The organism is Kitasatospora sp. NPDC002543, from assembly GCF_053594915.1.
In genome coordinates this window covers 1-9,682 of record NZ_JBSFWR010000004.1, presented here as the reverse complement: position 1 = coordinate 9,682, position 9,682 = coordinate 1, and the positions used below count along the sequence as shown (strand labels likewise).

Annotated in this window: 9 protein-coding genes; 2 read left to right on the top strand and 7 right to left on the bottom strand. The window is 74.7% G+C overall.

Going from position 1 to position 9,682, the window contains the following annotated elements; all coding sequences use genetic code 11:
* Nucleotides 1-14: 14 nt before the first annotated feature.
* The 7 genes from ACWD4P_RS03020 to ACWD4P_RS02990 form a co-directional block, all read right to left on the bottom strand.
* Nucleotides 15-821, bottom strand: coding sequence for a MerR family transcriptional regulator (locus tag ACWD4P_RS03020; protein WP_359827870.1), 807 nt, complete (start codon nucleotides 819-821; stop codon nucleotides 15-17).
* Between the two features lie 104 nt (nucleotides 822-925).
* Entirely contained in the window at nucleotides 926-2,161 is a 1,236-nt protein-coding gene (locus tag ACWD4P_RS03015; RefSeq protein ID WP_449778370.1) for a hypothetical protein, read from the bottom strand.
* A 252-nt stretch (nucleotides 2,162-2,413) separates the two neighbouring features.
* Nucleotides 2,414-3,556, bottom strand: coding sequence for an LPXTG cell wall anchor domain-containing protein (locus ACWD4P_RS03010; RefSeq protein ID WP_449778369.1), 1,143 nt, complete (start codon nucleotides 3,554-3,556; stop codon nucleotides 2,414-2,416).
* Nucleotides 3,557-3,876: 320 nt separating this feature from the next.
* Nucleotides 3,877-4,455, bottom strand: coding sequence for an NAD(P)H-dependent oxidoreductase (locus ACWD4P_RS03005; RefSeq protein WP_359819239.1), 579 nt, complete (start codon nucleotides 4,453-4,455; stop codon nucleotides 3,877-3,879).
* Nucleotides 4,456-4,605: 150 nt separating this feature from the next.
* Nucleotides 4,606-5,541, bottom strand: a complete 936-nt coding sequence (locus ACWD4P_RS03000) for an NAD(P)-dependent oxidoreductase (protein ID WP_449778441.1) — start codon at nucleotides 5,539-5,541, stop codon at nucleotides 4,606-4,608.
* A gap of 46 nt (nucleotides 5,542-5,587) precedes the next feature.
* Nucleotides 5,588-6,028 (bottom strand): YunG family protein, encoded by a 441-nt coding sequence (locus ACWD4P_RS02995; protein ID WP_359819242.1) that lies wholly within the window; start codon nucleotides 6,026-6,028, stop codon nucleotides 5,588-5,590.
* 140 nt (nucleotides 6,029-6,168) lie between these two features.
* Nucleotides 6,169-6,729: a GlcG/HbpS family heme-binding protein gene (locus tag ACWD4P_RS02990; RefSeq protein WP_359819245.1), complete on the bottom strand. Its 561-nt coding sequence runs from the start codon at nucleotides 6,727-6,729 to the stop codon at nucleotides 6,169-6,171.
* Between the two features lie 386 nt (nucleotides 6,730-7,115).
* Between ACWD4P_RS02990 and ACWD4P_RS02985 the strand changes: the two genes are divergently transcribed.
* The gene (locus ACWD4P_RS02985) at nucleotides 7,116-8,348 is read left to right on the top strand and encodes a sensor histidine kinase (RefSeq protein ID WP_449778368.1); all 1,233 of its coding nucleotides are present in this window, start codon (nucleotides 7,116-7,118) and stop codon (nucleotides 8,346-8,348) included.
* A complete protein-coding gene (locus tag ACWD4P_RS02980; protein ID WP_359819248.1) occupies nucleotides 8,345-8,992 on the top strand; it encodes a response regulator transcription factor in 648 nt (215 codons plus the stop codon). The genes ACWD4P_RS02985 and ACWD4P_RS02980 overlap by 4 nt, the downstream gene beginning before the upstream one ends.
* Nucleotides 8,993-9,682: the final 690 nt, after the last annotated feature.

Below are 9,682 nucleotides of genomic sequence, written 5' to 3'. Positions count from 1 at the left end.
GCGCCTCGCGCTTCCTACGCCCCGCGCTCCGGCCCGGCGCCGGGCCCGTTGTCGGCCTCGCGGCGGTCCGCGTTGGCGAGGATGGCGTCGTGCAGCCACTGGGCCAGGCCCGGCGCGACCTTCTCGTAGGTGTCGGTCCAGCGCGGGTCCGAGACGTACAGCCCGGCCAGGCCGCGGTGGATGGTGAAGGTGCAGTCGTAGAAGTTCTGGCAGATGTGCTGCCGGTGCTCCTCGGCGAGGCCGGTGGCCACCTCGCCGTCGGCGGGCTCGCCGGCCGCGATCGCCTCGGCCAGGCGGCCGTTGAGGGCGGTCATCTCGGCCTGGACGCGCTGCCAGTCGGCCTTGGAGTAGCCACCGGTGCGGCGCTGCGACTCGGCCCAGGCCTCGGTGTCGCCCCAGCGCTGCTCGGCCTCCTGCTCCCATTCCTCCTGGTAGCCCTCGCCGAAGATCTCGAACTTCTCCTCCGGGGTCAGCTGAATGCCCATTCTCCGTGCCTCCATGGCGTGTTCGACGGCTGAGGCGAGTTCCTGGAGGTGACTGATCCGGTCGGTGAGCAGCCGGTGCTGCCGCCGGAGGTGTTCGGTCGGGCTGACCGAGTCGTCGTCCAGGATCGCCGCGATCTCCTCCAGGGGGAAGCCGAGTTCACGGTAGAAGAGGATCTGCTGCAGCCGGTCGAGGTCGGCGTCCGCGTACCGGCGGTAGCCGGTCCGGGTCCGGCCGGCCGGGGACAGCAGGCCGACCTCGTCGTAGTGGTGCAGCGTGCGGACGGTCACCTTGGCGATCTTCGCCACGGCACCGACCGAGTAGCCCTCACTGGTCATCGGAGTTCCTCCCTGGTGCTGACCACAAGCCTCGGCTCTCACGTCGCGTGAGGGTCAAGCGGCGGGACCCGGAACGGTCGGTGGCGGGGACGGGCGCGCCGGCCTCAGACCCCGGCGCCGGCCAGCGCCCGCTCGCGCCGACGGCCGCCCCGGCGGCCGACGCCCCCGCCGTCGCCCGGCGCGCCGGGCCGCCCCCGGCGGGACCGCTGGGTGGGCCAGAACAGCACGTACGCGGCGGAGACCACCACGAAGGCGAGCCGGACGAAGCCGCGGGCCGCGTCGGACGGGAGGAGCAGCGTGCCGCCGTACAGCGCGCCCAGCGCGATCCAGCTCCACCACGGGACGAGCCGCTTCTGCCCGACCGCGTCCCAGAGCAGGGTGCCGAGCAGGATCGAGGCCGTGTAGTAGGTGTAGACGCTCGGGTCGAGCAGGATGCGGGCGTCCGCGCCCAGCAGCACCACGGCCGGCCAGCGGCCGCGCCAGACGGCGACGCAGCCGAGCCCGATGCCGAGCGCGAACTGGGTCGGCCGGTCCCACCAGGGGGTGGCCGGGTCGGTGACCCCGAACCAGCGCAGCGCGGAGGCCGGCTGGTTCGGGATGGTGAACTTGGCGGCCGCCATGGTGTCCAGGTTGCCCAGGTAGAACGGCAGCCAGGCGATCGCCACCAGGGCGCAGAACCAGAGCGCGGTGCGCAGCCAGGCCGGCCGGGGCAGCGCCAGGATCAGCGGGGCGAAGGCCACCGCCCAGGGCTTGGAGTCCACCGCCAGCGCCAGGAAGACCGCGACCTGGACGGGCTTGCCGCGGGCCAGGGCGTGCGCGGCGAGGGTGGTGAAGAACAGTGCGAGGACGTCGTCCAGGTGCGCGAAGCGGACCGAGACCTCGACCCACATCGGGATGAACGCCAGCCCCGCGATCAGCAGCCGCTGCTGGAGCCGCCGGTGGTTGGTCCCGGTGCCCAGGTAGTACAGGGCCGCGGTGCGGCCGACCACGACCAGCATCACCAGGCCCAGCCCGGCGCTCACCGCCTCGGCGATCAACTGCCCGGTGTGCGGTGCGAACGGGGCGGTGAGCCGGGCCGCGGCCAGGCTGACCGGGCCGATCTGGAGCTCCGGGTGGTGGGCGTAGAGCGATAGGCCGCCGTCGGCCTGGCCGCTGAAGAGCAGTTGCTCGCCCTGGCGCAGGTAGTGCCAGGAGAAGCCGCCGCTGGGCTCGACCAGGAAGAACCAGAGCACCGTCCAGGCGGCCAGCAGGACGTGATGCCTACGGAGCGGCAGACCTGCGATCCGACCGGTCGTCGCCTCGTAGTCGGTGGTGGCCTGTGCCGTGCGTGCTACCCGCACCTGTCCTCTCCCCGCCGTTCCGCCCCCCTCCGGCCGGACATCCTATGTGACGGACGAGAACCGCCCGTGCCGCCCGCGGATCCGTCCCGGAGGGACGGTGCGGGCGGCACGGGGGCACTCGGCGCGCCGAGGATCGGAGCGCACCGGGCCGGTGTGGATCGGCCCGGTGCGCTCCGGCAGGTTCGCTACGGCTCGGCGTGCGACGGCTCGGCGTGCGACGGCTCGGCGTGCGACGGGTCAGCGTGCGACGGGTCAGCCCTGCTGGGCGGACTTGCGGCGGCGCAGCACGATGAGGGTGCCGACACCGGCCACCAGGACGGCGCCGCCGGTGGCCGCGATGGCGGTGGTGTGGCTGCCGCCACCGGTCTGGGCCAGGGCTTTGTCGTTGCCGTCCGCGGCGGCCTTGGCCTTGTCGACGGCCGCCGGGGTCAGCGGCGGCGGGGTGATGACCGGGGGCTCCACCGGGAAATCGATCGGGCCGGCGGTGTCGCCGCCGCTCTCGGCCGGGGCCGGGGCGCTGGCCGAGCCGGAGGGCTCACCGGTGGCCGGGGTGGTCGGCTTCTCGGTCGGCTTGTCGGTCGGCTTCTCGGTCGGGGTGCCGGTCGGCTTCTCGGTCGGCGTGGCGGTCGAGGTGGCCGTCGGGGTGGCCGTCGGGGAGCCGCTCGCGGTCGGGCTGGGCTTGCCCGTCTGGGTCGGGGTCGCCGTCGGGCTGGGCTTGCCGGTGTGCGACGAGGTGGGCGTCGGGGTCGGCTTGCCGCCGGGCGCCTTGATGACGAAGCCCACGCCGCCGTCGCAGCTGAGGTGGCCGTTGTCGACCGGCTGGTGGCTGGAGTCGTCGAGTTCGGCGGCGAAGACGACCGGGACGACGCCGGCCCGGCCGAGCGGGGCACCGTCGGTGAAGGACGCCCGGACCTTGATCGGGACGTTCTTGCCGCGGTTCACCCCGAGCAGGTCCTCGGCGGTCGGGTTTCCGGCGCCGTCGAGGGCACCGAGCAGCATCAGGACGGAGTCGTTCTTCTCCCCGCTCTGGTCGGGGGCGACCACGGCGGTCTGCCACTCGCCCCCGGGGAGCCGGTACTGGACCTTGAGGTCCTTCGCCTGGAGCGAGCCCGCCTTGCTCTTGAACTTGAGCAGCGGGATGAAGACGAAGTCGTGCTTCGTCCGGTTGTCGATCCTGAACGTGAACTCGCGGGCGTCACCGCCGGCGATGAAGGTGCCGGGCACGCCGTTCAGCGAGAGGTCGAGGCTCGCGTGCGACGCCTTGTCGGCCGGCGACGCGGCGGCGGACGGGGTGCCGGTGACACCGACGGCCATGGCGCCCTGGGCGCCGGCCAGGACGAGCGAGGACGCGAGCGCGGCGGCCCCGGCAAGGGCAAGACTGCGACGTATGGACAAGGGAGACCTCACGGAAGTGTCCGGGCGAGGCCCGGGCGCGAGGGGGCGGCCGTGAACGCCGCGAACCCCCCGCGAAGCTGAAAGTCCGACGGAGAGTACCGAACGATCCGACCGGCCCGGAAGGCGGGTGGCGCGCTTCGGTCCGGGCACGGGAGGAGGCTGCCCGAATCATCCAACTCTGGCCACTTGTAGGGCTTTTGTGCTTTACCGAAGGATGACCGAAGGGTGACGGGTACACGTCCGGACGACGGTACCGCACGGCCCCCGGCGGGGGCGGCGGGCTCAGCCGGGCCCGCCGGGTCCAGCCGGGCCCGCCCGGCTCAGCCCGCGAAGAAGGACTTGGCCGCGATCAGCGCCCGCTCGTCGCCCAGCACGTCGCCCGGGCGGTTGCCGCTGCCGAGCAGCACCCCGCCCCAGCGCATCCCCATGTACTCGGCGGTCAGCCGGAGGGTGCCGATCAGCGGCTCGGCCTTCTCCTCCTCCGTGCCGAGGGCGGTGACGCCCCAGACGGTGCCGCCGCGCATCCCCTCGCGGAACTCCACCCCGGGCACCCGGAACCAGGCCGACCAGTGGTCGAGGTAGAGCTTGGCGCTGGTGGGCAGCGAGTACCAGTACAGCGGCGCGACGAAGACCAGGTCGGTGGCCGCCAGAGTGGCGTCCAGCAGCGTCCGCTCGTGGCCGACCGGCGCGGGGTAGCCACCGTCGCCGCTGTGCCGCAGATCCCGGAAGGGCGGCAGCGGGTGCTCGTCCAGCCGCAGCCAGCGCTGCTCGGCGCCGGCCGGCAGGCTCGCCTCGGCGGCCAGCCGGGCGAGCCGGGCCGAGTTGCCGTCGGTGCGCGCGCTGGCGTCGAGGAACAGGAAACGGCGCGGCGCCTCGGCGCCGGACGACTGATCGGCCATCAGGACTCCCCCGTCGTACGTACGGTGCGAACGCAGGGTGAGCAGCCGCCGGGCACCGGTTATTCCACTCGGGCCGCTCGGGCCACTCGGGCGGTACCCGCGCCGGACCCCCTGGCGGCCCCGGAGTGCCGGGGCCGCCACGGGCGGCGGTCAGTCGGACAGCCCGGCCCGTCGGCGGGCGACCTCGGCCACGGCCGCCCAGTCCTTGTCCCCGTCGCCGTGGGCCAGCGCGTCCAGGAAGGCGTCCCGCAGGATGCTGCCGAACGGCAGCGGGACGTTGCGGGCGGCGCCCGCGTCCAGCGCGAGATTGACGTCCTTGAGCCCGAGCGGCAGCCCGAACCCGGCGGGCTCGTAGCGGCGCTCGGCCACCATCGAGCCGTAGCCGGTGTGGATCGGCCCGGGGAAGAGCGTGGCGGTGAGCATCTCGACCAGGTCGGTCGGCCGGATCCCGTGCGCGTCGGCCAGGCTGCACGCCTCGGCCATCGACTCGATCGCGCAGGCGATCAGGAAGTTGGTGCTGATCTTGGCCGTGTTGGCCTGCCGGGGGCTCGCACCGAAGTTCCAGGTGCGCTCGCCCATCGCGGCGAACAGCGGCTCGGCCCGTTCCAGCAGCTCGGGCGCGCCGGCGGCCAGGATGTTCAACCGGCCCGCCGCAGCGACCGGCGGCCGGCCGAGCACGGGGGCGGCGACGTAGCCGATGCCGTGCTCGGCGTACCGCGCCTCGGCCCGGTCGGCGAGGGAGAGCGAGACGCTGGCCATGTTGACGTGCAGGGTCGCCTCGGCGCCGGCCAGCAGAGCCGGGTCGAGCAGCAGCTGCTCGAACGCCGCGTCGTTGGCGAGCATGGAGACCACCGTGTCGGCGGCGAACACCTCGGCGAGCGAGCCGGCCGCCTCCGCGCCCTCGGCCACCAGGGCGGCCACCGGCTCGGGCGAGCGGTTCCAGACCCGTACGGTGTGACCCGCCCGCAGCAGGCTCCCGGCCATGCCGCGCCCCATGGAGCCCAGCCCCACGAATCCGATCGTCCGCCCGGTCATCCGCGTACTCCCCTCGTCGCCGTCGCTCGTGTGCGACCGACTGTACGTCAGGAGGTCCGCGGGCCCGCCCGATACCCGGCGGGGACCGGGCGGCGGCTCACGCGCAGGCGCGGGCGCGGGCGGCGCGGGTCGGAATCCGGGTGCGGTCGGCGGCCGCGCCGCGCTCCAGCTCGGCGGCCACCCGGCCGCGCAGCAGCTCGTACTGGGCCTGGAGCCGGCCGGGGCGGACCGGGCGGGCGACCGGACGGCCGGGACCGACCAGTTCGTCCGGCCCGAACTGCTCGCGGGTGAGGTCGATCTCGAAGCCGGTGGCGAAGCGGTTCCACCAGTGGAGGTCCGTACGCACGCCGTCGACGTACACCTCGCCCATCATGAGCTCGCCGCCGAGCAGGTCGTTCACCACCATCGCCGTCACCCCGCACTGGCCGCGGGCGGGATTGTCGGGACGCCAGTGGGCCAGATCCTCGGGCGCACAGGTGTCGACACCCCAGGAGGAGCGGATCGCACGTTCGATGTCGTTGAGGGTCCACGCCGTCATACCGGGAAGCCTGCCACGCGGCACTGACAGCGGCACCGGCTTTTCGAAGGGTCATCCCGTGTTCTGCGGCGACCCTCCCGGCGTTCACCCGAACGAGACCGTGGCCCGGCCGGCCCGGGGCCGGGCCGGCCGGGCTCCCGTCACTTCGCCAGCTCGGCGACGCCCGCCTGCGCGAACTGCTCGTCCAGGTCGCCGCTGGGCGCGCCCGCGACGCCGACGGCCGCGATCGGGGCGCCCTTCGACTGGATCGGGGCACCGCCGGCCAGGAACAGGGTGCCCGGGATGTCCTTGAGGTTCGGCGCCTGGGCCAGGCGCTTGGCCAGCTCCGAGGTCGGGGCGTTCCAGGACACCGCGGTGAAGGCCTTGCGCTCGGCCGAGACCGGAGCCTGCGGGCCGGCGCCGTCGCCCTTCAGCAGCACCCGGGTGACGCCGTCCCGGTCGACGACCGCGACCGACACGTGCTGGCCGGCCTTGGTGGCCGCGTCCAGGGCGGCCTGGGCGGCGCGGGTGGCGGCGTCGATGGTCAGGCCGCTGCTCGGGGCCAGGTTCTTGTTCTGGGTGTCGGCCTTCGCCGCGGCCGGGACGGCCGGGGTCTCGGTGGACTCGGCGCTGGCCGAGACGGCGCCGACGGTGGCGGCGGCGAGCGCGGCGGCGGCGACGGTGCCGGTCAGCACCCGGGTGCGAACGGAGGTCTTCTTCATGGTCCGACTCCTCAGCGGATCTGCGGGGTGGGGCGGGGGTTCGGGGGGCCGCCGGGGCGTCGGGGGGTCGCCCGGCGGCGTGCTTCGATCCTCCGGCCGGGGCAGGGCCCGCCACATCGGCGGTCCGGCGCGGGCCCGCGGGCGTGATGGTCGACCCTGCCGTCAACCGATCGGCTGATGCGGCCCCGGGCCGGACGGGTCACCATCGAGGGGTCGCCGCAGGTCGGTGCCGGCGGGAACGACGGGCCGGTACGGGCCGGCGCCGACCGCGCACGCACCACCCGTTCAGCCAGGAGCCACCCGTGCAGCAGCCCCGCCCGACCGCCGGCCGTCGCGCCGCGGACCGCGCCGGTGCCGGAGCACGTGCCGGTGCCGGCGGTGCCGACGTGCCTACCGATGCCGCCGGTGCGCGTGCTGCCCGGGGCGGTGTCCTCGGCCGCGACGCCGGCGATCCGGACGCGGGCCGGCTCGCACTGCTGCTGGACTCCGCCTTCCTGCTGCTGCTCGCCGCCTCGCTCAACCGCTACCTCAGCCACCACTCCGGCAGCCCGCAGGCCCCCTGGGTGATCGGGCTGAGCGCGGCCCTCGCCGTCGCCCAGCCGGCCGGGTCCTGGCTCGACCACCACCGCCCGGCCGCCCGGGGCCGGCGCCGCCGGTGGCCCTCGGCCCTGGTGGTGGTGCTCTGGGTGGTGCTGGTGCTGCTCGCGCCGAGCTTCGCCTGGTGCGCCGTCCCGCTGATCTACACCGCCCTCCGGGCGCTGCCCGCGAAGGCGGCCATCCCGCTGGTCGGCGCGCTGACCCTGCTGGTGGTGATCGCCGAGATCCGGCTGCCCGGCGGCGTCGACGCCACCCTGGTGCTGCTGCCGCCCGCGGTCGCCGGCCTCGCGACCGGTGTCTTCCTCTTCATGGCCCGGCAGGCCGACCGGCAGCGCGCGCTGATCGCCGACCTGGTCCGCACCCGCCGCGAACTCGCCGCCACCGAGCGGCGGGAGGGCACCCTGGCCGAACGCGAACGGCTCGCCATGGAGATCCACGACACCCTGGCGCAGGGCCTGTCCAGCCAGCAGATGCTGCTCCAGGCCGCCGAACGCACCTGGGACACCCATCCGGCGACGGCCCGGACCCACGTCCGCACGGCCGCCGAGGTGGCCGCCCGGAACCTGGCCGAGGCCCGCCGTTTCGTCCACGACCTCGCCCCGGCGGAACTGTCCGACGGCCGTACCCTCGACCGGGCGCTGCGGGCGCTGGCCGAGCGGGAGTCCGCCGAGAGCGGGCTGCCGGTCCGCTTCCACCTGGACGGCACGCCGGTCCCGCTGCCCGCCGCCGCGCAGGCCGCCCTGCTGCGGATCGCCCAGGGCGCGCTGGCCAACGTCCGCGAGCACGCCGGGGCGTCGGCCGCCGCGATCACGCTGTCCTTCCTCGGCGACCAGGCCGTGCTGGACGTCGCCGACGACGGGCAGGGCTTCGAGCCGGACGCGGCCGGCCCCGGCGGCGGGCGCGGCTACGGCCTGCCGGCGATGCGTGCCCGGCTGCGGCAGCTGGGTGGCAGGCTGACCGTGGAGAGCACGCCCGGCGAGGGCACCGTCGTCTCCGCAGCGATCCCCCTGGAGAACCGATGAGCACGACTCCCGTCCGGCCCGCCCCCGTCCGGCTGCTGGTGTGCGACGACCACGCGGTGGTGCGTGCCGGACTGCTGGCGCTGCTGGCGAGCGCCGGCGACATCGAGGTGGTCGGCGAGGCCAGCACCGGTGAGGAGGCCGTCGCCCTGGCCGCCCGGCTGGTGCCGCAGGTCGTGCTGATGGACCTCCAACTCGGCGACGGCATCGACGGGGTGGAGGCCACCCGGCGGATCACCGCCGACCCGGGCGGGCCGCACGTCCTGGTGCTGACCACCTACGACACCGACGCCGACATCACCCGGGCCATCGCCGCCGGCGCCACCGGCTACCTGCTGAAGGCCGAGCGGCCCGAGGAGCTGTTCGCCGCCGTGCACGCGGCCGCCCAGGGCCGCACGGTGCTCTCGCCGCCGGTCGCCTCCAGGGTGATGGCGCAGATGCGGTCGCCCGCGCCGCAGCTCACCGAGCGCGAGCAGGACATCCTCGAACAGCTGGCGCAGGGGCTGGGCAACCGGGAGATCGCCCGGGCCCTGTTCATCAGCGAGGCCACGGTGAAGACGCACCTCGGCCGGATCTACGACAAGTTGGGCGTGGACACCCGGGCGGGTGCGGTGGCGGTGGCGAAGGAACGCCGGCTGCTGCGCTGAGCGCCGGCCCGCTCCCGATCCCTCCTTCCTCCGCCCGCGCTGAGCGCCGTCGGCTGCGCTGGGCGCCCGTCAGTTGCGCTGAGTGCCGTCCGCCGCGCGGGCCCCGTCGGCTGCGCTGGGCGCCCGTCCGGTGTCACTGCGTACTGCCATCATGCTCGGAATGTCGGATTCCGATCCCGCGCCCACCGTCCGCCGCCGCCCGTCCTGTGCGGGCGAATCGGGCCGCCACCGGCCTGACGGGAACGCAAAGCCCTGGTCCCGGGCCTTTCCGGGCCCCGTGGAGCCCTCCATCACGATGTGGATGTTTCGTGGATTCCACTATTGACAAACCAACCACGCGGTTTGTTAGTTTGAGATCAACGACGTCCCCGGAGGTGGGGGCTCGCCGGGGCCTGTGCGGACCGCTCTCGCCGGAGGGTGTGGCTCAGGGGGGAACGGCGGGTTTGCCGGGGTGTCGGGGGGAGCGGCAGCGCCGAAGCCGCGCGACGAGGCGGCGTGGAGCGAGTCCGGGGGGACTCGCTCCACGCCTCCCCCGGTCCTCCGGCCCATGCGGCCCCGGCCGTCGTGCCGTCAGCCGCCGCGCCCCGGAGGACTCCTAGGGCCAATGCCGGTGACTTTGTGGTCCATGCCTCGTTGGTCGTGGTGTGGCGAGGGTGGGGCAGGTCAAGTCGCCTGCGGGTGAGCGGTTGT